Here is a 26,605-nt window from a genome sequence, read left to right on the forward strand (position 1 = left end):
TGCAAAGAAAAAATGCAGAGTCCTGCACTTTATTTTATGAGTGCATAAAAAAAGACTTGCCAGTCACCCCAAGTCCCACTACATTAATTTTGTCGAGCAATTTGTAGTGGAGGTAGAAAGGATGCTAGCAATGTCTGATATTAATTGTATCAAACACTTACGTAACAAAAAAGGATTATCAATAACAAAAATTAAGGAAACTTTAGGGATTAATTGGAGGACAGCTAAGAAGTATGCTGACGAAGTTCAGTTACCTAAATCAAAGATCAAGAAATCTAAAGGTATGATGCATTCTGAAAAATGGGGAGAAATAGTTTCAGATTGGCTATTTGAAGATAGTAAATTAAAGAAAAAATTACGAAGAACAAAAAAGCAGATATTCAAGGATCTTCAGGATCTTGGATTTAAGGGTTCCTATAGAACTGTTTGTTATTTCATAACAGATTGGGAGAATAGCCATAATGAAGAACTTGATAAAGGACATGAACGATTAGAACATCCTCCAAGTGAAGCACAAGTTGATTTTGGTGTCATGGAAGTTGTTAAAGATGGTGAATTTGTGGATACTCATGTGTTAGTAATGTCCTATCCGTACAGTAATGCTGGGTTTGCGGTACCATTACCATCTGAAAATCAAGAATGTTTTCTTGAAGGACTGAAACTTTTATTTAAACAATCCGGAGGAGTTCCTAGAAAAGTTAGGATTGATAATTTAACTCCGGCCGTTAAGAAAATCAGATCAAAAACTGAAGAGGCTCAACTAACGGATGCCTTTATCCAGTTCCAAAATCACTATGGTTTTGAGGTTCAAGTATGTAATCCACGTAAAGGTAATGAAAAAGGAAGTGTGGAAAATAAGGTAGGTTATATTAGATACAACTTCTTTACAGCATCACCAGTTATGAATAGTTTTGATGATTTTACAGAAACACTTCGTGTTAAATTAGAAAAAGACCGCCAAAGACTTCACTATGAGAAAGAAGTGTTGATCGAAGATCTTTGGAATGAAGAAAAGAACTATTTGCTTGAGTTACCAGAGGAGGATTATCCAGTCTTTAAAGAGATTGATGCAAAAGTTAATAAGTATAATGAGTCAAAATTAGATAATACATTGATACATATCCCGAAAGCATCGAATTACCCTTTCATATACTTTGTAGTGACATGGGATAAATATAAGGCTGTATCACCCGATGGAGAAATTCTGTTTGAAGATTTTAGGCCATATATGAACAAAAAGAGAGCTATTCCATGGTTATCCATTTTCAAGGATTGGATTCGAAAACCAAGAGCGGTATCTTATTCAAGATATCAAAAATACTTACCTGGCCGCATTAATGACTACTTGATGGTTGAAGATCTTGTCGTTAGGAAAGAAAGACTATTAGAAATAGTAAACTTACTAGTTACACACGATATTAAAAGAATTAACGAGGAATTTTATGATTTGATTTCTGGAAACAACGAAAATCCCTTCGGGCTAGATTGGGACGAGTATGATTCGTTGGCACCTACAGGGGGTGAACAATCATGAGCGAGCAAATCCGTTCTATGTGTAAGTCTTTAAGACTCGCTTATGTTTCTGAAATATATGAGTCGATTCCTTTTGAATCACCTTCCCAATTTTTAGAGGCTTTATTTAAGGAAGAGTTTAGACTACGTGAGCAAGCAAAAGTCCAACGCTTAATTAAAAACGCAAGGTTCTTAGACTCGAAGAGTTTAAGTAATTATGAATGGACCGAAAGGATTAGGTTTCCGACACAGATTGATAAAGATGGTTTAATGAGCCTTGATTTTATCAAGCAGAAACAAAACGTTGTTTTGATAGGAGCACCTGGGACCGGAAATTATCGAAAGTTTTTGTTTATGGAAAGAAATAAGTGTATATTCCATATTTGAATTGAAATATACGTTTATTTCTTTCCATAACACCTCACAATAGATTTATTAAATCTTGGAGGTGCTATATGGAGAATCGAATTCCCATTGAAGAATTAGTTTCAAAAGTTTTATCAGAATTAGAAAGGTTAAATTATGCATATAACACTATTTGTGGATATCGTGCCTTTTACAAAAGAGTTATTTCATTTGCAAAAACAAGAAATGAAGTTTATTTTTCAGAAGCATTAGGAAGGGACTTTTTGAAGGAAGCATACAATTGTACAGTTAACTATTATCAGGAGGCTATGCCTAAAGGACTCAAAGGCCCTATTAGAAGAATAAGAGTTCTTGGCGATTATCAGCTTCATGGTGTGATTATTCGAAGGATCGTAAAAAAGCCAGGATATGTTAAACCCCCACAGTTTAAAATAGAACTTACAGCCTATGAGAAGGAATGCGAAAATAACGAGTACTCAAAAAGAGGTCTACGTACGCGTATGCAACGCTTATTCTTTTTCATAGATTATCTTGACAACCGAAAGGTTCAGAAATCGAATGATATTACCGCGGGGATGATTTCTGATTATGTAAAAACAATATACAAGTATCATGAAAAAAGCATTGCATCTATTTTAACAGCTCTGAGGGTTTATTTAAGATTTCTCTATGTTAACCAATATACGGATGAAGATTTATCTTTAAAAGTTCCCAAACAGAGTAAATATTATTATCCGCCTGTTCCTTCTGTCTGGAATAAAGAGGATGTTATTCGAATGTTGAATAGTATCGACAGAGGAAATCCAACCGGAAAGAGAGATTATACGATTCTGCTTCTGGTTGCCAAACTTGGTATTAGGGTCGGCGACATCAAATCCCTGAGGTTATCTGATTTAAACTGGCAATCAAAAACTATAGAAATAAGACAAAATAAAACAAAGAATATCGTGTCATATCCAATATTAAATGATATTGGTTGGGCATTAATTGATTACATAAAAAATGGGCGTCCTATTAGTAAATCTCCTTTCGTTTTTATTCGGATGAATGCACCCTTTGAGGCCTTTGGAAGAGACGCTAATCTTCATAATATCATTACAAAATATACCAGACTTTCCAGAATTACAGTTCCTGATGGAAAAAGGCAAGGGTTACATTCGCTTCGTCATACTCTTGCGAGTACTTTGCTTGAGCAGGGAACACCATTACCAGTAATCTCTGAGATCCTAGGACATTTTAATTCTAAATCTACCAATGTCTATCTGCATACAGGAATAGATGGGTTAAGGAAATGTGCCATTGATCCAGAGGAGGTGCTTAAGAATGTCTAAGGAATCTGTAGTGTTTCAAAGTATTCTTGGTCCACTGATTGATGGATACATTGAGGAAAAGAGGTCTGTTGGCTATAAGTACAAAAAAGGCTCTTCCCTATTGAAACAATTTGACACTTTGGCTGCCAATGAAAACTTAATTGATATAAAACTTCCGAAAGAATTAGTATTTCTTTGGACAGAAAAAAGGCCAAATGAGACTGTCAGTACTAGAAATGGAAGAATCTCTATCATACGAGGGCTCGCTAACTATATGGTTCGGCTTGGGTATGAGGCATACATATTTCCAGCTGCCACTATTTCGATTGATAGATATTCTTATGTTCCATACATTTTTTCTGAAATAGAGTTGAAGAACATTTTTACCACATGCGACATGTATCCTTATTCAGATGTTTCTCCCAACAGACACCTGACCTTACCTTTTCTGTTCCGTATGTTATATGGTTGTGGCCTCCGAATTTCAGAAGCTTTGAATTTAAAACTTAAAGATGTTGATTTGGGTAATGGAACTTTATTCATTCGAGATGCGAAATTTGGAAAAGAACGAAAAGTTCCGATGACCGATACATTGACGAAGCGTTGTCGACTGTATATGGAGGAAACTCATCACACCAAGTCCAGTGATACTTATTTATTCCAATCTCCTTACGGAGGACGTTATAAGGAAAGTACTATATATAAACTATTTAGAGAGATATTATGGAAGGCTGGAATATCTCATAGTGGAAAGGGACCAAGACTTCATGATTTTAGGCACACTTTTGCGGTCCATTGTTTGAAAAAATGGGTCTTAAATGAAGAAGATCTTTCGAATCTCCTTCCCTATCTTTCTGCATTTTTAGGACACGTTGATTTAAGAGGTACACAACATTACTTAAGGCTGACTGCTGATTTATACCCAAAAATTATAGCATCAGTTGAACAGAATTTTTCAACTATAATACCGGAGGTATCTTTCAGTGAAACAGACTGATTTTGCCAGAACGCTTACACGCTTCCTTTCCGATTACCTGCCAGGCCAGCGTAATGTTAGCGTCAATACAATAAAGTCCTATCGGGATACTTTTAAACAGGTGTTACTATACTTTGATTTTGAATTAAATATTAAACCGGAGCACCTTACATTTGAAAAAATAAAAGCAGAAAAAATTAGAGATTTTCTCCTTTGGCTTGAAAAGTCGCGTAACGTCGGAATTAACACCCGTAATCAAAGACTGGCAGCAATCCATAGTTTCTACCGTTATGCACAGTCAGAACACCCTGAAAATATATTTGAATGTCAAAAAATATTAGGAATTCCCTTTAAAAAAAGAGAAATAAAGACAGTTGAATTTCTCTCGCAGGAATCTTTAAGGTATATATTAGAACAACCTGATACTAATGAGAAGAGAGGGCGTCGTGATTTAACATTAATGGCTACTCTATATGATACAGGTGCACGAGTACAAGAATTAATTGATTTAAAAACAAGAGATGTCAGACTGGCGAAGCCAGCCACCATTACTTTATCTGGCAAAGGAAATAAACGAAGAAGTGTACCTATTATGGATAAAACAAGAGTTCTGTTGGAGAATTACATGAAAGAAAACAAACTTTTGGAAAATGGAAAACAAGATTATCCACTTTTCTATAATAGTAATGGACGCCCATTTACAAGGCCTGGAATCACATACATTTTAGAAAAGTATTTAAAACAGGCTCAGGAAATTCATTCAGATGTTCTGTTCTCTGACAGACTTCATCCTCATATGATCAGGCATACAAAAGCTATGCATTTATTAGAGGCTGGTGTAAATCTTATTTATATAAGGGATTTACTAGGTCATGTAAATGTAACTACAACTGATATATATTTAAGAGCAAATACGGAAATAAAAAGAAATGCATTAGAAGCCGCATATATGGAGGTTGTGACGCAAGATACCCCTGTTTGGGATCAGGATACAGATTTATTAAAGTGGCTAGAGGAATTTTGTCGATAGGAATTTTTAAATATTATGGAAAGATATTTGTAATTACAACTAAGATTCTTACGATTAATCAGAGATATCTTTCCATAAACAAAAACTTTCGATAATTTCCGTTATGAAAAGCTTTGCATAACGGAAAATCGCATTTAGCAACTGGATTAGGAAGAAAAGCTTGTGAAATGGGTTATGAGGTTAGATTCTATCGTGTATCTACACTTATCGAACAATTGGAACAAGCACTGAAACAAGATAAGTTGCCTTCCGTTAGAAAAAAATTTGAAAAGGTAGAATTAATCATTCTTGATGAATTATGAAAAGCTTTTCATAATTCATCTTATGGAAAGTTAAATATTATGTAAAGTTGAATATTAAAAGCCCTATTTTATAACGATTTTTAACATTGGACTTTGCATTATATTACCATGTTGTAGTAATATCAGTCATATTTTAAGGAGGTATAATATGACTGATATTACTGAAATTCCACTCGAGGACTTAATTCAACAGGCGGCTCTCTATTTGAAGGAATTGAATTACTCTGAAGGAACCCAATATAATTACAAACTTAAATGGAAACACCTACAAATTTATGCTAAAGCTAATAATTACATTAACTTCTCAATGGAGTTGGGTGATGCATTCCTGTCAGAATATTACGGTATTGAAAAAGGCATGAAACTATCAAATTCCCAGGTTTTTAAAGTAAGATGCATTAAGGTTTTGGAAGAATATCGCCAGCATAAATCATTTAATAAATGCCATCAATCAGTAGGAATGCAAGTCCCAAATCAATTTAAAAATATACTTGATGAATATATCCAGCTCCAAACGGAGCTGCAGTTATCAAAACGTACAATACAGAATAAACAGGGTAAAATTGTACATTTTCTGAGCTATTTAGGAGGGAAAAATCAAACTGATTTCAATAATTTGAAACCTAATAATATATTGTCCTATCTGGAAACATTGAATGAATATGCTAATGCTACGAGATCTGGTATTTTGTTCACCTTGAGAGACTTTTTAGCCTTTCTTTTTTCAAAAGGCTATACCAGTTCTCCACTTGATCGGCTTTTTCCAGTTATCCTAACGAATAAGTTCGAAAGAATCCCTTCCTATTATTCAATAGAGGAAATTCAAAAAATCCTTTTACATGTTGATAGAGATACAGAGATTGGGCGTAGGGATTATATAATACTATTATTGGCAGTACAATTAGGAATGCGTGCTGGGGATATAAGGCATCTAGAACTTAAAAATATTAAATGGCATTTAGATACTATAGAATTCATACAAGAAAAAACGAAAAATCCATTACGCCTTCCATTAATAGAAAATTTGAAGTATGCCTTAATTGATTATATAAAAAATAGTCGTCCTAAGTCTGATGATCCACACATTTTCATTAGGCATAGAGCACCTTTTATAGCATTTACCAAAGGGAATGTATTTTGGGGTACCATCGATAAATATATGGATGCCGCAGGCATCTCTATAAATAAGAGAAAACATGGTCTCCATTCCATGAGACATAGTATGGCGAACAATTTACTTAAGAGTAATACACCATATCCAGTTATTACTGGTGTTTTAGGGCATGAAAATACGAATACTACAAAATTGTATCTCCGTATCGACATTGAGCAACTTCGATCAGTAGCATTGGAGGTGCATTATGAAAGATAGAGAAAAACAATTCGTTTTTGACGGTCCATTTAAGGAGTACTGTCCATTGTTTGTTGAGTACAAAAGAAATCTTGGTTATAAATTCGGAGAATCTTCTTTTTATAGCCTAAGATATATGGATGATTTTTTTAAAAAATATGAAATGTCTTCATTAATATTAAATAAAGAAATGGTAGAGGAATATGTTAGCCGAAGGGGCAATGAATCAGCAAAAACACAGCATATGAGGATGAGCCTTATTAGACAATTTGCCCTATTTATGAATACACTTGGCTTTAATTTTTATATTCATCCAAAAGATTTAATTCCTATTTCAAAATCATTTGTTCCTTATATATTTACGCATGAAGAAATCGCTAGAATATTAAATGTTGTAGATAATTTAGTATTTACTCCATCGAGTAAGCACTATCATTTGATTTATCCAATGCTTTTTAGGATGTTATATGGATGCGGATTACGGATTAATGAAGCACTGTCATTGAAAAAAGTAAATGTTGATTTAGAAAATGGGATACTGACAGTTACAAAAGCTAAAAACAACACTAGTAGATTAGTTCCTATGTCAAACTCACTAAACAATTATTGTAGAAAGTATGTTTTGAAAATGGGGTTTGATATGTTCGATGATGGATATTTCTATCCCTCACGGGATAATGGGAGATATAACAAAACCCCAGTATATATTAAATTCAAACATTTTATGAAGACGGCAGGAATATTTGCAGATAACGAGATTGGCCCAAGGGTTCATGATATCCGTCATACTTTCGCAGTACATGCGCTAGAAAAAATGGTCAAAGAAGAACAAGACATTTATTGTGCTTTGCCGATTTTGTGTGCTTACTTAGGTCATAGGGATATTGAAAGTACAGAAAAATATCTAAGACTTACAGAAGAAGCTTACGGACAAATCATTGATTCAATTACACCTCTTTACGATGGAGTTTTCCCGGAGGTGAAAATAGATGAACAGTAATGATTTCGGGAAGTTTCTAACAACTTATTTTCTTAAATATATTCCCTATAAAACAGGGTATAGCGAAAATACAATTAAATCCTATAGGGATACCTTTACAATTTTTCTCAGATACTGCAATGATGTGCTTCGTATCAAACCCGAAAAATTATGTTTTGCTAAAATGAACAGGAAGATGGTTGAAGAGTTTTTAGTTTGGCTAGAAAGTTCGAAAAACTACTCTATTTCAACTAGAAATCAAAGATTGGCTGCTTTGCATGCCTTCTTTCGATATATACAGATTGAGGCTCCAGAGTATATGGATCTGTGCAATTCTATTATATCTATAAGTTCTAAAAAAACTCCCGTTGTTGAAATGAACTACTTATCTATAGAGGCAATTAAACATCTATTGACTTTACCCGATATCTCTAAGAAAGAAGGCCGAAGGGATTTAGGTATTCTTTCACTAATGTATGATACTGGTGCAAGAGTCCAGGAAATAGCTGATATTACGGTTAGCGATATTAGAATAAATGCACCTTCCACAATACGATTAACTGGAAAAGGTAGTAAAACCAGAATTATTCCGGTGATGCCACAAACGGTAAATATTATAAAGGTATATATTAACGATAACGATTTGTTAAATGAATTCAAAATGTCAAAACCATTATTTTTTAATAAAAAAGGAGAGAAACTTACTAGGGCAGGACTTGCATATATTTTAAACAAATATGTTGAGATAGCAAAAATAAACAACCCAGATTTATTCCCAAATAAAGTTTCTCCACACATACTAAGACATAGTAAAGCAATGCATTTATTAGAAAGCGGACTTAATTTGATTTACATTAGGGATTTCTTAGGTCATTCTTCAGTTACTACTACTGAAATATATGCAAAATCCAATCCTGAGATCAAAAGAAAGGCTATTGAACAAGCAAGTCCGAAGGTACTCCCAGATGAAAAGCTTACAAAGAAGGATAAAAAGGACTTACTTAATTGGCTAAAGGAATTTATATAGCATTTATTATGCAAAGTTGGATGCTAAATATTGTTATGGTATTAGCATTTTAGCATTCAACTTCACATAATATTTAACTTTCCATAAGATGAAATGGGTTATCTACCTTTTAGCAAGGAAGGCTCCGAACTACTATTTCAGCTTATCGCTGAATGGTACGAACAGAAAAGCCTGATAATCACATCTAATCTTGAATTTAGCCAATGGAATCGAATTTTTATTGATTCTAGACTAACGGCAGCATTAGTGGATCGTTTAATTCATCATGCCCATGTATTAACGTTTAATGGTGGAAGTTATAGATTATCGAACGCTTTATCACGGGCAAGATAAGTTGAAACAATTGGGTGGCAAAACTCTGCAAAATTCATTGCGCAACTATGCACTTTTTTCTTGCAAAATACAACTCATTAGACACCATGCATAACTTGTCAAATTAATCTTCAATTTATGCTTTTTTAGAATATCTAGGAATAATCTAAAATCCTCTTCATCATGGAAAATTTCCTGCCGATTCGCTTCCCTCCATATTAAGTGATAGATTCCTGTTTTACTTATGATTCTTGCCATACGAGGCACTTTGACCACACCCTCTTCCCATTTTTTCGTTTTCAAGCTCTACTTGTTCTTACTTGTGCTTTCAAATGGTGTTGTTCCCTTCTTAGCGTAATTGCCTTCCATATAGATTCATCCGTAATCTCATGGTGTTCTTCCAAATCAGAAATCGTTCTAGCCAAACAGATAATTTTGATTTGGACCCGATTACTCCTTTGATGTTTGGGTGAAGCCTGTCTAATCATATGTTACTGTTCTTCTTTCAATGGGCTTGAGGAAGACATTTTTTCGAACGGAACTTTCGCATTTGTCACCTGTTCTTGATACCGTTCATATTGCTTTATGGCGTGCCTTTTCTACCCTCTTTTCGAATATCTGCCAAGCTTAACGGGTCTTTTGCTGGCTTATCGTGGTTAACGGATTGATGAGATAGTAAAATATCAATTCGATCATAAATAGGACCGAAATTCTATTTTGATAGGTTTGAATTTGTTTCGGTGTACAAGTACAATAACGCACTTTGAAACCTAGAAATCCAAAAGGACATAAATTCATTGCTGCAATAAGGATAAAGTATGATGGATAGGTACCTTTGGACTGCGCCCTGCTAATTGTCACCTTTCCTGATTCTTATGGCTGCCTTAACATGTCGAGCGTTTTCTTTGGGTATTCAGGCATCTCATCAAGAAAGAGCACGCCGCGATGAGCAAGTGAGATTTCTCCGGGTTTTGGATTGGATTCACCTTCAATTATTGCAACAGAGGAAGCGGAATGATGGGATTTCGGTATCGAGCTATTTAAGTAAAACCCATTGATTCTTTAGCAAGTTAATAGAGACTCAATACTTCAAGTTGGGTCTCTTGTGTTAATAAAGGCAATATCGATGGAAATGTCTCTGCCATAGGCTTTTCCCACAACCCGGAGGACCGCTCATCAATATATTATGTTCACCCGCTGCTGCGATTTCAAAGGCCGGTAGGCTTGTTCATGTCCAATGATATCGCGGAAATCTTTATGATCGTGTAAAGGTGGAATGGTATGATTGGTGGGACTAGGAGTTATGGAAAGAGGCAAAAATCCTTGGCCTTCGATTCCCTTACAGAAGTATACGGTCCCCCAACGATTACCATAGATTCCTTCCAATCAGTTACTTGAACCTGAACTTGAACACAATAACCCTCATGTTCCATTTGGAAAAAAGGATTGGATTGCTGGCTCCTTGTCCTATACTTATTATCATAGATAATACTAAAATGCCCAACGATTGAAATTCGTTGGGCAACAATATTCATCTATAAAGGTTCAACACTCTGAAGGTCTTTACAATCTTACTAATCAATAAATATATCCCAATTCCTGTAACTGTACCAGCCGAATCAATAAGTACATCAAATACTTGCGCTCCTCTACCCGGAACAAAAAGTTGATGAACTTCATCGAATATGGCATATATTACACATAGGATAAACGCGAATGTTATTCCCAAAATGCCTCTCACTTTGCTTCGATTCAAAGCGTTTATTTGAAGTAGCCCTAACACTAAATAAATAAAGAAGTGGGCGTTTTTTCGAACAATATGATTGAATTCACTTATTTTAAAATCCTCATTTGGCTGTAAAGTTTCTACTTTATGAACAAAAACCTCAGTTATTCCTTTGCTCAGTTCATTTGATACTGATGATGGTTGATGTGACATATTGAAGATTATCGATATCCATAAAATCAAAGCTATCCAAGATACTATCTTACTCATTTCAAAAGATTACATCCTATTCCTGATTATTCTTCTCAAACCGCCAGGCATCCCTACACATTTCAATAAGATCCCTTTCTGCCGTCCAGCCAAGTTCACGTCTTGCTTTTGAAGTATCAGCAAAACAAGAAGCAATATCTCCAGGTCTACGATCTACGATTTCATATGGGACTTCAATGCCATTAGCTTCTTCAAAAGATCTCACTAATTCTAGCACACTTGTTCCTTTTCCTGTTCCCAAATTATAAATATTAACCCCATCATTTAGATTTTCCAAAGCAGCAACATGGCCCTCAGCAAGATCTATTACATGAATATAATCGCGAACCCCTGTGCCATCCGCCGTAGGGTAATCATTTCCAAAAACCTTTAATTTCTCAAGTTTCCCTTTTGCCACTTGAGTTACGTATGGCATAAGATTATTTGGGATACCGTTAGGAGCTTCACCTATTAATCCACTTTCATGCGCCCCTACTGGGTTAAAATATCGAAGTATTGATACCGAAAAGGAGGGAATCGCATTCGCTATATCTGTTAAAATTCGCTCACTCATGGCCTTTGTCTCACCATAGGGATTAGTGGTTGGTAGGAGATTCATTGTCTCTACGAAAGGTACTTTATTATCTCCATACACTGTTGCTGATGAGCTAAAGACAAACCGTTTCACACCATATTTCTGACAAGCTTTTGTAAGAACCATGGTGCTTACAATATTGTTAAAGTAATATTCTAACGGCTTTTCTACGGATTCACCTACAGCCTTTAGTCCGGCAAAGTGAATAACACCATCTATTTTATGCTTAGAAAAGATGTTGTCCAATGCTACTTCATTAGTTACATCAATCTGATAGAAGGTTACTTCCTTGTTAGTTATTTCTTTGACTTTTTCTAAAGTTTCTATTTTACTATTGTAAAGATTATCAGCCACAATCACTTTATATCCTGCTTCAAGCAAGGCAATACAAGTGTGTGATCCTATATATCCAGCTCCACCTGTTACCAGAATGTTCATTGTTGAGATCCTCCTTCCAAAAAGAATATAGAAAAAGCAAAAACTTTTTATTTATTAGAGGAATTTGTAAAATATATTTCCGAAAATACATTAAACTTATATAATCCATTAATCCTAAAAAGGAAGTAATTATTTCTGCTGACCATAATACGCATTCGGTCCATGCTTTCTCGAATAATGCTTATCTAATATATAGTTACTCATGCTACTATTTGGATTTAATGTTAATGTTTTATATGCCATTTCAGCCACTTTTTCTAAAACAACAGCGTTATAAACCGACTGTGCAGCATCTTTCCCCCAGCAAAAAGGACCATGATTTTTGACCAAAATACCTGGAATAGCCATTACATTAGAACCAGCTATTGTTTCGATTATAACGTTTCCTGTATTTAACTCATAATCTTTTTCTACTTCATTTCTTGTAAGCTCCCTGGTACAGGGGATATCTCCATAAAAGTAGTCTGCATGGGTTGTTCCCAATGCAGGAATGCTTAATCCAGCTTGAGCAAATACTATTGCATTGGATGAGTGCGTATGAGTAACGCCCCCTATCTGAGGATACGTCTTATATAGTACAAGATGAGTCGCTGTATCAGACGAAGGACTCCATCTCCCTTCTACTACATTACCATCCAAATCTACTATAACCATATCTTCCGGAGTCATATTATCATAATTAACCCCACTCGGTTTAATCACTACAAGATTACTTTCTCTATCGATTGCACTAACATTTCCCCAAGTATAAATAACTACACCTTTTTCAACTAAATCTAAGTTTGCTTTACATACTTTTTCCTTTAGCTGTTCTAACATTGTCCCTATATCCCCCCAGTATGGAAATAGTGCGTTGTAGCCCTGATACCATATCAAATTGTGGTTTCCAACCAAGTTTCATAAGTTTTGCTTCATCTAGTACAGCATCCTGTAATCTTGAATACCCTGCCTTTTCCACTTCATCAGGCATGTCAAATATAATATTCTTTTTAGTTTGCTTTACGATTAATTCAGCAATATCTTTTATTGTTACAGTTGAATTTCTATTTGCAATGTTATATGCCTCACCACTTTTACCTTTAAAAAGCACACACATAAGACCCGCAATTGTATCCGATAAATAGCAGTAGGAACGGCGCTGTTCTCCTTTACTTTTAAGTATAATGTCCTCATTACAAATTGCTTTTCTAATGAATTGAGCTATAACTTTACTATCATCTGTAGTCATAGTTGGACCATAAATATAACCCAATCGAGCAATCACACTATTAACTCCATATTGTTTACTATAACTTCGACACAACAATTCTGAAATTCGTTTACCTTCTGGATAACCAGATCGTATATTATTAAAGTCAATCAAACCATATTCATTTTCATTGTGACCAACTGAACCTTTAATATCTCCATAAACCTCCATTGTCGAAGTAAACAACACTCTAGTATCTTTATGTTTTTTAGCATATTCTAATACATTAGTTATTCCAAGAATATTTGTCTTAATTGTATCAACGGGGTATAAAGAATATGACTTAGGATCCGCGTTACTTGCTGCATGAATAATAAAAGTAAAATTAGTCGAATTGTCTAACGGATCGCAGATATCATGGGCAATTAATTCCAGATTGTCATCTTTTGTTCTATAATTAAACCTTTCGTTTAATTTAACATTTCTACGGCTCATTCCATATATTTTTATCTTTCGATTATGATTTCGATTATAATAAACAAATGTATCAACAAGGAATGAACCAATCAGCCCCGATGCGCCTGTTATTAAAACAGATACATCATCCTTATCATTAGGGATATTAATATAAGAAGCGGCATGTTTTAAATCTTCTTGATATAATTCATTATTTACATCTAACATTTAGTGTCATCCAATCTCTTGACTTATTTGTGTCTTTTTATTACTTCATCCAAACTTCTTTTTTTGAATTCAATAAAGACTTAAATATTTCTATATCCTCCGGAGTGGTCAATTTAATGTTCTTTTCAGAACCTATAGAAAAGTATAGTTTTTGTTCTAATTCAATAAACATTGTACAAGTTGCAACAGAATTTGTAATCCCTCTTCGAAGAGCTTCTTCATGTGCCCAAACTAATTTGTCAAGAGTAACTGCTTGTGGTGTTTGTGTTCTCTTTAAATTATCTCTTGGTACCTGTGCTTCAGAAGATAGGCCATCTGTTGTTCTAAGCATTGCCTCAGCACAAGGTATAACTGTAATTGCATTTCCATAGGTGGAACAAACTCTTATATTATCGGATATTATTTCTTCAGATACCATAGGTCTTATTGCATCATGAATTAAAACAATATCATTATCATTATGTCTGCTTTTTATATCATAAATACCATTTCTAATTGAGTCTTGACCATTTATCCCACCTGATACAACGTTCTCAAGTTTCGTTATTTCAAATTGTTTACAATATGCACGTAAAATATCATGCCATCCATCAATACAAACTACTACTATACCATCTATATTAGGATGCTTCTGAAAAGCTTCCAGGGTATAAATAATTACTGGTTTATCATACACATTTATAAACTGCTTAGGAATATCTTGGTGCATTCTTGCCCCTGAACCACCAGCGATAATAAGTGCAATATTCATAAAATAACCTCCAAATTAAAATAAAATTATCACTTAATAACTGATTTAGACATTGAACAATAGAATATACCCTTAAGTGGGTATACTCTATATATGATGAGCCAAGTGCTAAGGATTTTTAGGACCTAAAAAAAGAATACCCATCAGTTTTCCAATTAAATAAGTATTAATACAATTTACTAGCACCAAATACATCTGTAGACAATATAGATACTTAGCAAAAACTACAAAAAGTTGTATAAGGATTTTTTGATAAGTTGAAATTTTTTAGGTTAGTATTTTGGGAATTAGGAATTTTGAATTTGCTTCAGTTTATAAAATCAAAGGACTTTTCCAAATATTTTAGTACTGTCCTTCTGTAATCCATCCTATATTTTTGATCATATTTAGAATCTAGAGATGACTCTATAATCTGAACGACTTCTTCCGGGGTTTTATCCTTTGGTTTGAAAAACCTTTCTGGTACCCCAAGAGCATCACCAAAGAAAAGGACTTTATCATTCCAATCAATCCCTACAATTGGTTTATCAAAACCATATGCAATAATGCAAGCATGCAATCTACTGGCAACAATCATTTTAAAACTATTTATTGTTTCTACTAGTTCCTTATAATTAACAGGTCTTTCGATCACCACATCTCTACTAAACCCCATTTTTTCTGCTATTTTACACGCAAATTCAAAGTCAGGTATATGACCATTTGAAAACAACTTCCATTTATGGCCTTGTCTATCTAGTTGACTAATGATACTGCAGATCCAATCTTCATAAAACCCCTCGGTAATCCCTTGATTATATTGAACAAATCTAACTGGGTCAATTACACCAATTCCTATTTCCTCTGAGGAATAATCAGGTTCAAATCCAAAAACTTTGTCACACCAGATTGCAGTATCTGAAGACTTTCCAATTATAACGTCATTTGAATTCCCAACATATTTCTTTAATGTGTCTATATCATCCCTAGTACTAATCATTTTAATATTTGGATAATTAAGATATTCTTTTACAATTTTGCAACTTGGATGGGTTAAATCAAAACCATTTTCAATACCTACTGCATTAAAAAAAACATTTATATTTAAATGATTAGCAGCCTCTACTAAAGTATGCATTGGATTGTGGAAATCCCTAATAAGACGATATTTAACTAAAGCCCCTCCAACTATCACTACTAAATCGGTATCACGTAACATACTCTTAAAATAATTATTAAGACGTTGTTTCTCATTTGGATTAATTTGAAATTTTATATTCTTTATTTGCTCATCTAATTTAGGAAAAAAAGGTCTTATTAGTTTTCCAGAAGCCCGTAATAAAAATACATTTGTCCTATCAAGAATTCCCGGATTTTGGAATTGGGTAAATTCATATTCATTTGCAGATTTTCTACCAAATAAATCTACATATTTAAATTTAATAGGGATTCCTTTTTCTTTCGCAATTTTATTATAAAAATACTCTACGCATTCAACCATTAATGGATCGCCAAGGTTTTTGTCATAAAACAAACCTACTAGAGCTATTGTTTTCATTAAAAAGCCTCCAAAAAATACAAGTTAAATTTCTGTTTAATTTTTTCAAAATCTATGATTTATCCAATAAATTTATATTAATTATTATTTCTTTTACTTGAAAGTTTCCTTATAAGTGAAACAATCCTATCTTTATATATAAAAATAGGCACACAAAATAATATCAGGAATAATATAGCATTCATAATATTATTTAAGAAAAAATAGGAATAGCATGTAATACTGAAGAATATAGTTATATATAATAGCATAAAGTAATCAACTTTGATTACAAGGTAACGGCTTATTAACATAAACCTTCTTGTTACAATAACTAAATAAGCAATTGCTAAAGAAACGCTTGCAGCCTGTACTCCAATTGGGCTAATTAAAATATTTATCAATATAACATTTACTACACTCCCGAACATTGTAGTAGTGAAGATAAATTTGTTCTTTTTAATAGTACTGATAATACTAGCTAAAAAAGAACTTATTACTGAAAACAATGTCGCAATTAATGCAAATGGAATAATAGAAATTGCATTATTATAGGAACTATCAATGAATAGCGGAAAAATCAACTTAATAACTGGTAATAGTATGATTGTTCCTAATGAAAGGAATTTAATATATTCATTAACAGCTATCGTATAGAATTTGTCCATTTCTAATTTAGATTTTCTTGCCTTTGAAAAGGTAAGTTCTTGCCAAGCCATTTGAAAACCCTGAGTAAATAATTGAACAATTGTACCAAACTTAATAGCAACAGCATATAAACCATTATCTACAACGGATAACTTATTACTAATAACTATTTTATTATAACTAGATAAGAACCAATATGCAGCTGAATTCAGTGAGAGTGGTAATGCAAATATTAGCATTTCTTTAAATAATTTCTTATTAAAGTATTTTAATTTAAGTTCCTTAAAGAAGTGAATATTCGTGCCAACTAATATTATATTTATTATTGTGCCAACAATATAAGATACATAAAGGTATTCGTAACCAAACTTAAAAACAGCAATAAACAATATACTCAATAACAGATTTACAATAGCACTAAGCAACCCACCAAATACAAAAATATAATCTTTTCCCTTGGCACGAGCAGTAAAACCAACTACTTGATTTAGATTGGTGAAAAAACCATATAGGAATAAAAGGAATATAAAAGGAATATCTAATAAAGGCCCCAACACAAAGACCGTTACACTATATAACATTGTCGAAATAGTAAAAATTGTCATTCCAACAACAATTGGCTGTTTTTTTCCGTCATCTTCCTTGTAGTCAAAAAAGAAGCGTAAGATAACCCCCCATATATCCAAAAATAATATTGAACTTACAAATGTAATATATGCTATATATAGGTCAAATGCACCGTAATCGGAGGGATGTAGATAATTCGTATACAATGGAAGTAGCAAGAATGAAATAGCTTTTGTTGCTACATTGCCTAGCATGTATATTCCAGATGATTTAATAAATTTCTTTAAATCTTTCATTAACCTTATTCCTTCCAATATGCTGTAAAGTAGTGTTGCGATACTCTTTTTTCTATTGGAGGCAATTTCATATAATTGCCATAAATTGCTATTAAATAAGATTCATATCCTTTAAAGGCACGAAATTTTTCACCCTCAAACTCTATATCTATCTGTCCAGTAAAAACATCTTTAGGTAGTATTTCTTTTTTACCGTAAGTTGATAAAATAAAACCAGCATGTGTGCTGTTATTAAAGCTGTATGTTTGCATCATTTTCAGCAATTTTCTTTTCATTTCTTCAGGTGTTGCTTTGCTGCGTAGATACATGTGTTTTGGGTAATAAATAATTTTCTTGATGTTTTTCTTCCAACTAGTATCGGAATTATAATATACTCTAGGCATTGCCATTCGCATACTATACATTAATTTTCTTATAGAACTAACGAACTCTTCCTGATCATTAACATTACTTGGCACACCATCAATTGGAAATATATCTATATTAACACCTAAGTTTGGAATAACTGGTTCGTTAGGATTATCCATTGTCATTACTGTTCTTCTGTCAACTAGTTTTAAATATACTTGAAAAAAACCGGATGTTTCTGGTGAAATAAGCAAGTATCTTTTCTCTGTTTTAAGAATCTTAAGTAATCTTTCATATTCGGATCTAATTAAAAAGATATCTATATCGTCATCCCATGGAATAAAACCTTTATGACGAATAGCACCTAATAAAGTACCTCCACATAACGAATATTCTATATTGTTCTCTCTACATATTTTATCTATATATTTTAGAATATCTAGCATTATTTTTTTCTGCTCAGAAATAGGAATCTTATTCATACTCTCCTCCATTTACCAACTTAGTTTTACTTTAAAATAAAAAAATTAAACTCCAGTTATTTCAATTTAAGCTAATAAATAACCTCGAGTTATGCTTTCCCTATAAGATTTATAAAAACATTAATAACTTAACGAACTTTTTCTATAAACATGTTTCTTTTGCTTACTCAATATCGCTAATGATAGGAACCAACATAAAAAGATTGGAATCCAAAACTGGAGTCCCATTAAAAAGTTTAACCATCCTAATGCACTCCCACGAGGAATAAGGAAAACTTCCATTAATATCCGTAACAATATGACATTCTTAAACCAGTTATTTCCTATTAAATTACTAAATGAAGAAAACAATATCCCTAATAAAATACTAAAGATAACAATACCTATTAAACCAAAATCAAGATATAACTCTAAGATATATGAGGAACCTGCGCCTTGGCCATTCAAATAACTTTTTCCATAAAGATGGTACGACAAAGCATGGCTTAAACTATTTCCTAAAGTTGCATGTTCTACAGTATTGGAACCTAACCCTTCAACACCAAATAGAATTTGGCTTGGAGTACCTCTAGTAATATAATCTATAAAAGATCCAAATGTATAGTTTTTATTATCATGGTCCGGTAAATATGGAGCTGCAGTATATCCTCTTGTTAATGTTGTAAACGAAATACCCTGATTATAAACAAAATCAACTATTGGATTCATATCATTTGTTTTTTCAATTTCAAAACGAACATAATTATAAGCCGAAAATAGTATCATAATTACAGGAATTATTGTAATGATGGATATTTTGAGAGATCTTGTAATCCATTTTTTATATTTATCTAGCCCTACCATACTAGCCCTATAGTTTAATGAATCTCTCATTAAAAAATATAAAAAAGTGAATACTAAGGCTTCAGAAAAGGAGGTTCTAGAGCCAACAATTAAACTTGGAATTGTTGATAACGTATATATAAATAATACAAATGATGTTTGTTTTTTAGATGGTAACGTACATAAATAAATTGCTAGAAATGTTGGAACCATTTCACTAAACCCTTTTACAAAGAAAGGCAACCTACTATTATATTCAACATAAAAATCATAATAAGAACTATTTTGTATAAAAATAATCTTTTCAAAGCCTTCCATAAAATTAAAAATAAGACAGAGAAAAAACAAAATTATGGAAACCCGTTGTAAATTTTTTATAAAATTAGAATCAGTATAAGTAAAAAAGTTATTTTTAAAGTCTTTTTCTTTAAATAATTTTTCATGTATTAATACACCGCTAAATAAGCTTAACAAACTAAGACCTATTAATAGAAGGGCAATAGAACCTGTTTTCTCATCATAGTTTACTAATTTATAGCTACCTAACATATCAATAAACGGACGAGATAATAGAAATAAAAATATTGTAATATTTATAAAGAGAAAATATCCTCTTTTCCTAATATTAATGAATGAAAATAACATATTCTGTATGTTCAGTAAAACCACAGACCATATTAATAGATGAAAATCATCAAAAATGAGCCACAGAAAAAATAACGCTATTACTAAATAAAATAGCAAAAAGCTTAGTATTTTTTTCATACAATTACCCCTTTATTTACCGCCAAAAGTAAACTACTCCTATTCAATTTAATAGATTTAAAAATATAGGTTATCTCAGGATAATGCTTATTACACTATCTTTAACTACTTAAAATATCTATCCCATAGAAACATATTTATATGTCATTAAAATACTTGATATTTGTTTTGCTTACTTGATATTATTCTTTTATATATAACTGGTCTAACTAGGAAAGCCAAAATTGCTAATTTTCTAGATATGGTAATATACGGATTTTTAAGTATTTCCCATTTTGTCGACTTTATAAAACTTTTAACATTTTTATACTCTTCTCTTGACTTATAATCCTCACAAGAAATTACCTTGTCAAGCACTTGTAGATAGGAGAATATATATTTTGCTTTCCAGGGAACAATTTGATTAGGGAAATGTTTTTTAACCTTCTCAAGACCAGCACTCCATGCGTCTATTACACTAAGGCTTTTTGGATTAAAAGTATTTTTTGTTATACTTCCCCCTCTACTAACATAGTAATACAAAGGTTTTCCAGTTAATACAACTCTCGTAGCAGCCATTAATACATCTACAATAATAAATGTATCCTCATATAATTTACCTACTGGATATCGAATATCTTTAAATATTTTTCTTTTATATAATTTATTAACCGCACTAGAATTAATTTTCCATATGCTACCTATTGACTCTTTTGTATTCCAAACCTCAAACTCTTTAGGATCATTACTTGTAAATGTTTTGTTTTTAAAATATCTATAATAACCACAGACAGAAATATCTGCATCGTACTTTTTAATATTATTGAAAAGTACTTCATACATGTCTTTCTCTATAAAATCATCACTATCAACAAAGCCTATATATTCTCCTTTGGCAATATCAATCCCTACATTACGCGCATCGCTTAATCCACCATTTTTTTATGAATAACCTTAATACGGCTATCTATAAGTGAATACTCATCACATATTTTACCGCCATTATCTGTTGAACCATCATTAACAAGAATTAATTCAAAATCAGTTAATGTCTGATTCAAAATAGAATCTATACATTTATTTAAATATGTTTCAACATTGTAAACTGGAACTATTATACTTATTAAAGGCATATTACTCCTCTTTCTAAATAAATTATAAAGAAAATCTTCAATTCTAACTAGAAACTCCTAGCCACTAATTTTTTAGCAAATTTATCATAAATAACCTCTGTGTTGCACCTTTCTTTCCAAATTCTTAATGCATTATTCGAAATATCTTTATACTTTGTTTCGTCGAAATTATTAACAATAAGAAGTTTATCTACAATTTCAGATACTTCACAATCTTTATCTAATAGGTATCCATTCAATCCATTTTCTACTATTTCTCTTGTTCCACCAACATCAGTCGCAATTACCGGTATGCCCATAGAAATTGCCTCCATAATAGCCACGGGAACTCCCTCAGATGATGATAGATTAACAAAAACAGTAGCTGGGTTTTTTTTGTACCAATTTAGCACATCTTGATTTTTTAAAAAGCCCATTAAATGAACATTTTCCATATTTAATTTTTTTTGAGCTAGTTTTTTAATCTTCTCAAATTCTGGTCCTCCACCAATATGAGTCCATAAGAATGGAATATTCTTTTTTTCTAACTCCACCAATGCTTCAATTAATAAGTCAATCCGTTTTACTTTTCGTACAACAGAACAACTGACAATATATAACTTATCATTCTCAGTATGACTTACAATACCCGTAGATATAGTTCCCAATCTCTCTACATGTATCTTGTTCTTATAAGCAGGATAGGTTTTATTTAAGACTTCAACACCATCCTGAGAACAAGGATAAACGGTATCTAGTCCATTTAATAAGTAATCCCTTTCTGGCAAGTATTTTAAAGGCGCAGCATATTCATATAAGTCATATCTATGCGCTCTAGATATTGTGTATGGATTTCTGTCTTTAAAATAATCGTTTTTTAATTCTAGACCTACTCTTGCAGTAATGTACAACCAATAACTATATATAGTAATAGACTCATATTGATCAAAATTGTACTTATTAAATTTATTTTTTATTTGCTCATATACATCCATGGCACGACTTTCAAAATAGTAACAATAAAATTTTGGCAATAATCTTCCTTTTGAATCCTGGCTTATCATCAACTTCTTGGCTCTATCTTTAATAATTGCATTAAATTGTCTTACAACCATGTTCGTCTTTCCTAATAGAGAATGCTTAATCCCAACAGGTAAGACTGTTACATTTGCTGGTACCTTTCTTGTTTGTGCCATATCATTGGATACCATGGTGGAAACGATAAAGATTTGATGGAAATTAGAAGCTAAATGCTCGATTTCCGATTCTAAATATTCTTCCCCTTTATGAAAAGGATAATAATTAGTTAAAAGAATTAAACAATTGTTCATTACATACCAACCTTTTCTTTTGAACTACTATCATTACGATTAATATTTTTAGATGCAAGCACCGAAGAAATAGTCATAAGAATTATTTTTATATCCAATGTAAATGAAATGTTATCAACATAAAAAGAATCGTTTTTAATCCGTTGATCCATAGTTGAGTTATTTCTATAAACCGCTTGATTATACCCTGTAATTCCAGGTCTTACTTCAAACTTTCTTAAAAATTCTTTCGGATATATATCCTTGTTCCCCAATGGACTTGGCCTTGGCCCAACAAAACTCATATCACCTTTTAAAACATTCAATAATTGAGGAAGTTCATCAATACTTGTCTTCCTTAAGATTTTTCCTATTTTAGTAACCCTTGGGTCATCTTTAGAATTATATGTTGTGCCATCTTCATTTCTAATATCAGGAGCATTAACCTTCATGGAACGAAATTTATACATTTTAAATTCCTTCATTTCTATTCCTAGTCTTGGTGCATTATAGAAAACAGTTCCTTTATCTTCTAATTTAATTATTATAGCCACCGGGATCATAATGATTAATAGAAATGGTAGTGCACATAAGGAAGCGACAATATCAAAAAAACGTTTAATACCATAACGGTACATCATCTAACCCCCTCATCAATATATAAATTTCTGCCACTGCTTCAGAAAAAGTATACTCAGGTGAAAAACTCAATACCTTTTCCGCTAAATTACTATCCATGACCGAAGAGTAAATCCCTTCATCAGCATTTGGGTCTTTTACTAGTAAGTTATTAGTGTTTTCAAACACTTCATTAATTGTTGCTGCAACTTCATAATTTGTTAATGCCTCACCGCTACCAATATTAAAAGTTCCTGAAATTGAGCTTTTCTTTAATGCATATACTACAGCTTTTGCTGCATCTTTTGCATAAAGGAATTCTCTCTTAGCAACACTTTTAGCATTTAATATGAGTTGTTCTTTATGAAATGCTTGCCTGAAAAAACGGTTAATCATATAATTATTTTTTTCATTAAATCCATATAAATGAGCGAACCTCAAATTTTTTATGCACATTTCTTTTTTTCTTGAGTAGATATTACCTATATTTTCATTAGTTAATTTACTAACCCCATACATGAGTTCTGGCGCAGGAATTTGTTTTTCTGTCCAAGGTAGTATGCTCTCATCAGAATAAACAGAAATGGTAGAGGCATACACAATATTTGTTATACCCAATTCAAAACAAGCATCATATAGATTTTGCGTCAAGAGCTCATTATCATGAAATTCAGATATCTTCCCTTGGCTGCCCCTTTTAGCTGCAAGATGCACAACAGCATCTATGTCAGAAAGATTTTCTAGTAGATTTGCCTTAGAATAATCTGTAAAGCGAACCTCACAGTCAATTTCTATATTCACAATTTCATTTCTTGATAGAATTACAGGATTATAATTTTCTTTTTTTAAGCAATCTACTACATATTTCCCCAAAAATCCAGTACCACCAGTTATTGCTACTATCATCACAAACTCCACTTTCTAATAATGATTTTATTACTCATTCTTTGAATGAATTTTATACTTTATAGATAAAATAACCGATTTTATCAAGTTTACCATTTACAGGTCGGATATTTTCACCCTGCTTATAGTAATTAAAGCTATATAATGAATTCTGAATTTCCTTTTTATATTTTGAGTAATCTGCATCTGTATTTGGTTCCTGACAAATAAATTCCAACACATATCCATCTGTTACTTCTTCTATTTGCTTCTTTAATTCCGAAACATCGTTGTTTATTAAATGTTCAAAGCTAAGCTTTAATAAATTTATTCCAGTATAATAATTTAAAATATTCCACATATGGCATCCATCTAGTCGTGGTGTAATTTCAATGATATACGGTTTTCCTTGCTCTAGCTTCATTTGAGCGTAAACAGGTCCATTATTAATTCCTAATTTTTTACTAGCTGACTCAATAATATTTTTCAATTCTAATATTGTTTCTGATTCGAGATTTACTGTTGGAACAACATGTTTGTGAATTAACCCAGTATATTCAGGCCAAGTTTCTCGATCCGATGGTATTAGGAACATAATTTCTCCATTCACAATGTAACCATTTACGGATAATTCAGGTCCAGAAATATATTGTTCCAAAATAACTAACCCTGACCGCGAAAATCTCTTAGCATCATTAAAACTTTCCAAGTATTCTTCAAAGCTGTTCACTAACTTTACACCTCTTTGACCTTGTGAATCAGCAGGTTTAAGAATAAATGGATATTTTAATACAATTTCTTCTTCGGAACTTTTTACTACTTGGAATCTTACGTTACCCTTAAAATCATTTCCTAAAGTTGACCTCATTAAATCCTTATTATTACAAATTCTAGCAGTTTCCTCAGACACAAAGTGTGGCAAACTTAACTGTTCACTAATTTTGCAGGCTACAGGCATAGCTAAGTCTGATCCAACTGAATACACTAATGATATTTCATTTTTGTTAATAAAGTTTATTAACGACTCAACATCTAAAATATTTATCTCTTCAAAATGATCAACTACATCAGCTCCCGGCCCATCTTTTGCCATAGCACATGCATAAGTTTCATAGCCCATTTTTTTAATTCTAAAATGGCATCCATTTGGACAGAAGCAACACCTAAAATTAATACCTTTTCCTTCATAGATAATTGCTCCTTTCAATAGTCTCTAATGATTTTTTTAAATTCATACAAATATACTCCACGTCCTCATCACTCAACAATGTATGAAGTGGAAGTGTTATTTCATTAATATACTGTTTATAAGCATTCGGGTAATCCTTAATATCAAATCCCAGATTTCTATAAGCAGTAAACATCGGTAATGGCTTATAGTGTACGTTACACGCAACACCTGATTCAGCCATATTAATAATAATTTCATTTCTTTTTTCTTCGCTGATTCCAGGAATTCTTGCTAAATAAAGATGACCTGATGAAGCAAAATCCTCTCCATAATGCTCCAGGCTCTCAATACCCAATGGTAAGAGGGCTTTATCATACATTTCAATAATCTCTTTACGTCTTTCCAAAAGACCTTCATATCTATCTAATTGGATTAAACCAATACCAGCCATAATATCCGTCATATTGCATTTATAAGCAGGATAAACAATATCATATTCCCATGCACCTTTTTGAGTTTTAGATAATGCGTCTTTAGATTGACCGTGAAGACTGAATAACATAAATTGTTTATATAACCACTCATTATCTAAATCAAGATCATCACGCCAAACAACTGCTCCACCTTCTGCTGTTGTCAAATTCTTTACTGCATGGAAAGAAAAACAAGTGAAATCGGAAATTTGTCCACATTTCATTCCTTTTCTTTCTGCACCAAATGCATGAGCAGCATCCGTCATAACAATTATTCTATTGTAAATCCATTGAAGTTCATTGTTAGGCTTAAATAAATGTTTCTTTGCCTCTACTATTTTAAATATGGTATCGTAGTCGCACATCTTTCCTGCGATATCTACAGGAATAATTACTTTAGTTTTTTCAGTAATTGCATCAGCTAATTTCTCGTAATCCATTTCAAATGAGTTTGGCGCTGTATCGACTAGAATAATCTTTGCCCCAACATGTTCAATAATTGAAGCAGATGCTGTATAGGTATATGCTGATGTAATAACCTCATCTCCCGGTCCCACACCTAAGATACGAAGTGTGAGCTCCATAGCAGCTGTCGCCGAATTTAAACACACTGCCTTATTAGTTCCGACATAATCAGCTATTCTATTTTCAAACTCTTTAGTTCTTGGACCAGTCGTAATCCAACCAGATTTCATCGTCTTCATAACCTCGTCAATCTCAACATCTGTAATATCCGGTGGTGAAAATGGTATATTTCTTAATTTTGTTTCTACCATTATATTTGCCTCTCTTTGTTTTAGATTTTGTATAGATAAA

The 26,605-nt window shown here is 32.5% G+C and carries 26 protein-coding genes and 3 pseudogenes; 10 read left to right on the forward strand and 19 right to left on the reverse strand.

Annotation, left to right across the window (positions count from 1 at the left end; translation table 11 throughout):
• Window positions 1-121: 121 nt before the first annotated feature.
• From istA to BTHG_RS26255, 10 genes and pseudogenes are all read left to right on the forward strand, one after another.
• A complete protein-coding gene (gene istA / locus BTHG_RS12185; protein WP_010677022.1) occupies window positions 122-1,534 on the forward strand; it encodes an IS21 family transposase in 1,413 nt (470 codons plus the stop codon).
• On the forward strand, window positions 1,531-1,899 hold the full coding sequence (locus BTHG_RS24865) for an ATP-binding protein (protein WP_010677023.1): 369 nt from the start codon (window positions 1,531-1,533) through the stop codon (window positions 1,897-1,899). The genes istA and BTHG_RS24865 overlap by 4 nt, the downstream gene beginning before the upstream one ends.
• 68 nt (window positions 1,900-1,967) lie before the next feature.
• The gene (locus BTHG_RS12195; protein ID WP_010677024.1) at window positions 1,968-3,209 is read left to right on the forward strand and encodes a site-specific integrase; all 1,242 of its coding nucleotides are present in this window, start codon (window positions 1,968-1,970) and stop codon (window positions 3,207-3,209) included.
• Window positions 3,202-4,185, forward strand: coding sequence for a tyrosine-type recombinase/integrase (locus tag BTHG_RS12200; RefSeq protein ID WP_010677025.1), 984 nt, complete (start codon window positions 3,202-3,204; stop codon window positions 4,183-4,185). Before BTHG_RS12195 ends, BTHG_RS12200 begins: the two co-directional genes overlap by 8 nt.
• The gene (locus BTHG_RS12205; protein ID WP_010677026.1) at window positions 4,172-5,194 is read left to right on the forward strand and encodes a tyrosine-type recombinase/integrase; all 1,023 of its coding nucleotides are present in this window, start codon (window positions 4,172-4,174) and stop codon (window positions 5,192-5,194) included. Before BTHG_RS12200 ends, BTHG_RS12205 begins: the two co-directional genes overlap by 14 nt.
• A gap of 113 nt (window positions 5,195-5,307) precedes the next feature.
• On the forward strand, window positions 5,308-5,496 hold the full coding sequence (locus BTHG_RS26250) for an ATP-binding protein (RefSeq protein WP_269719493.1): 189 nt from the start codon (window positions 5,308-5,310) through the stop codon (window positions 5,494-5,496).
• A 148-nt stretch (window positions 5,497-5,644) separates the two neighbouring features.
• Complete coding sequence (locus tag BTHG_RS25880) at window positions 5,645-6,868, forward strand: site-specific integrase (protein ID WP_010677028.1); 1,224 nt, start codon at window positions 5,645-5,647, stop codon at window positions 6,866-6,868.
• On the forward strand, window positions 6,858-7,847 hold the full coding sequence (locus BTHG_RS12220) for a tyrosine-type recombinase/integrase (RefSeq protein ID WP_010677029.1): 990 nt from the start codon (window positions 6,858-6,860) through the stop codon (window positions 7,845-7,847). The genes BTHG_RS25880 and BTHG_RS12220 overlap by 11 nt, the downstream gene beginning before the upstream one ends.
• Window positions 7,837-8,853: a site-specific integrase gene (locus BTHG_RS12225; protein WP_010677030.1), complete on the forward strand. Its 1,017-nt coding sequence runs from the start codon at window positions 7,837-7,839 to the stop codon at window positions 8,851-8,853. The genes BTHG_RS12220 and BTHG_RS12225 overlap by 11 nt, the downstream gene beginning before the upstream one ends.
• Window positions 8,854-8,940: 87 nt before the next feature.
• Window positions 8,941-9,186: pseudogene (locus BTHG_RS26255) on the forward strand (ATP-binding protein); the annotation flags it as partial.
• 278 nt (window positions 9,187-9,464) lie between these two features.
• Here BTHG_RS26255 and BTHG_RS27390 read toward each other — a convergent pair.
• The 19 genes and pseudogenes from BTHG_RS27390 to BTHG_RS12310 form a co-directional block, all read right to left on the reverse strand.
• Window positions 9,465-9,653 carry a magnesium chelatase subunit ChlI family protein gene (locus BTHG_RS27390; RefSeq protein ID WP_010677033.1) on the reverse strand — a complete coding sequence of 63 codons (189 nt, stop codon included), beginning with the start codon at window positions 9,651-9,653 and terminating at the stop codon, window positions 9,465-9,467.
• A gap of 139 nt (window positions 9,654-9,792) precedes the next feature.
• A pseudogene (locus BTHG_RS27395) lies at window positions 9,793-10,224 on the reverse strand (ATP-binding protein).
• A gap of 49 nt (window positions 10,225-10,273) precedes the next feature.
• On the reverse strand, window positions 10,274-10,342 hold the full coding sequence (locus BTHG_RS27660; protein WP_269719502.1) for a hypothetical protein: 69 nt from the start codon (window positions 10,340-10,342) through the stop codon (window positions 10,274-10,276).
• A gap of 354 nt (window positions 10,343-10,696) precedes the next feature.
• The gene (locus BTHG_RS12240) at window positions 10,697-11,161 is read right to left on the reverse strand and encodes a VanZ family protein (RefSeq protein WP_010677035.1); all 465 of its coding nucleotides are present in this window, start codon (window positions 11,159-11,161) and stop codon (window positions 10,697-10,699) included.
• 16 nt (window positions 11,162-11,177) lie between these two features.
• Window positions 11,178-12,173, reverse strand: coding sequence for a UDP-glucose 4-epimerase GalE (galE, locus tag BTHG_RS12245; protein ID WP_010677036.1), 996 nt, complete (start codon window positions 12,171-12,173; stop codon window positions 11,178-11,180).
• A 129-nt stretch (window positions 12,174-12,302) separates the two neighbouring features.
• A complete protein-coding gene (locus BTHG_RS12250) occupies window positions 12,303-12,992 on the reverse strand; it encodes an L-ribulose-5-phosphate 4-epimerase (protein ID WP_010677037.1) in 690 nt (229 codons plus the stop codon).
• The gene (locus BTHG_RS12255; protein WP_010677038.1) at window positions 12,961-14,046 is read right to left on the reverse strand and encodes an NAD-dependent epimerase/dehydratase family protein; all 1,086 of its coding nucleotides are present in this window, start codon (window positions 14,044-14,046) and stop codon (window positions 12,961-12,963) included. The genes BTHG_RS12250 and BTHG_RS12255 overlap by 32 nt, the downstream gene beginning before the upstream one ends.
• A 40-nt stretch (window positions 14,047-14,086) precedes the next feature.
• A complete protein-coding gene (locus BTHG_RS12260; RefSeq protein WP_010677039.1) occupies window positions 14,087-14,797 on the reverse strand; it encodes an IspD/TarI family cytidylyltransferase in 711 nt (236 codons plus the stop codon).
• Window positions 14,798-15,104: 307 nt separating this feature from the next.
• Window positions 15,105-16,334 (reverse strand): polysaccharide pyruvyl transferase family protein, encoded by a 1,230-nt coding sequence (locus tag BTHG_RS12265; protein ID WP_010677040.1) that lies wholly within the window; start codon window positions 16,332-16,334, stop codon window positions 15,105-15,107.
• Window positions 16,335-16,411: 77 nt separating this feature from the next.
• Window positions 16,412-17,824, reverse strand: a complete 1,413-nt coding sequence (locus tag BTHG_RS12270) for a lipopolysaccharide biosynthesis protein (RefSeq protein WP_010677041.1) — start codon at window positions 17,822-17,824, stop codon at window positions 16,412-16,414.
• A 5-nt stretch (window positions 17,825-17,829) separates the two neighbouring features.
• Window positions 17,830-18,654, reverse strand: coding sequence for a LicD family protein (locus BTHG_RS12275; protein WP_010677042.1), 825 nt, complete (start codon window positions 18,652-18,654; stop codon window positions 17,830-17,832).
• Between the two features lie 120 nt (window positions 18,655-18,774).
• Window positions 18,775-20,241, reverse strand: a complete 1,467-nt coding sequence (locus BTHG_RS12280) for an O-antigen polysaccharide polymerase Wzy family protein (RefSeq protein WP_010677043.1) — start codon at window positions 20,239-20,241, stop codon at window positions 18,775-18,777.
• A gap of 147 nt (window positions 20,242-20,388) precedes the next feature.
• Window positions 20,389-21,353: pseudogene (locus tag BTHG_RS24880) on the reverse strand (glycosyltransferase family 2 protein).
• A 47-nt stretch (window positions 21,354-21,400) separates the two neighbouring features.
• A complete protein-coding gene (locus tag BTHG_RS12290; RefSeq protein ID WP_010677044.1) occupies window positions 21,401-22,663 on the reverse strand; it encodes a glycosyltransferase in 1,263 nt (420 codons plus the stop codon).
• Complete coding sequence (locus BTHG_RS12295) at window positions 22,663-23,280, reverse strand: sugar transferase (protein ID WP_010677045.1); 618 nt, start codon at window positions 23,278-23,280, stop codon at window positions 22,663-22,665. Before BTHG_RS12295 ends, BTHG_RS12290 begins: the two co-directional genes overlap by 1 nt.
• The gene (locus tag BTHG_RS12300) at window positions 23,261-24,166 is read right to left on the reverse strand and encodes an NAD-dependent epimerase/dehydratase family protein (RefSeq protein ID WP_010677046.1); all 906 of its coding nucleotides are present in this window, start codon (window positions 24,164-24,166) and stop codon (window positions 23,261-23,263) included. Before BTHG_RS12300 ends, BTHG_RS12295 begins: the two co-directional genes overlap by 20 nt.
• 52 nt (window positions 24,167-24,218) lie before the next feature.
• On the reverse strand, window positions 24,219-25,238 hold the full coding sequence (locus BTHG_RS24885; protein WP_010677047.1) for an ATP-grasp domain-containing protein: 1,020 nt from the start codon (window positions 25,236-25,238) through the stop codon (window positions 24,219-24,221).
• On the reverse strand, window positions 25,208-25,333 hold the full coding sequence (locus BTHG_RS27670) for a hypothetical protein (protein WP_269719494.1): 126 nt from the start codon (window positions 25,331-25,333) through the stop codon (window positions 25,208-25,210). Before BTHG_RS27670 ends, BTHG_RS24885 begins: the two co-directional genes overlap by 31 nt.
• On the reverse strand, window positions 25,330-26,565 hold the full coding sequence (locus BTHG_RS12310; RefSeq protein ID WP_010677048.1) for a DegT/DnrJ/EryC1/StrS family aminotransferase: 1,236 nt from the start codon (window positions 26,563-26,565) through the stop codon (window positions 25,330-25,332). The genes BTHG_RS27670 and BTHG_RS12310 overlap by 4 nt, the downstream gene beginning before the upstream one ends.
• Window positions 26,566-26,605 lie beyond the last annotated feature (40 nt).

It is taken from the genome of Bacillus timonensis (assembly GCF_000285535.1).
GTDB lineage: Bacteria > Bacillota > Bacilli > Bacillales > Bacillaceae_L > Ferdinandcohnia > Ferdinandcohnia timonensis.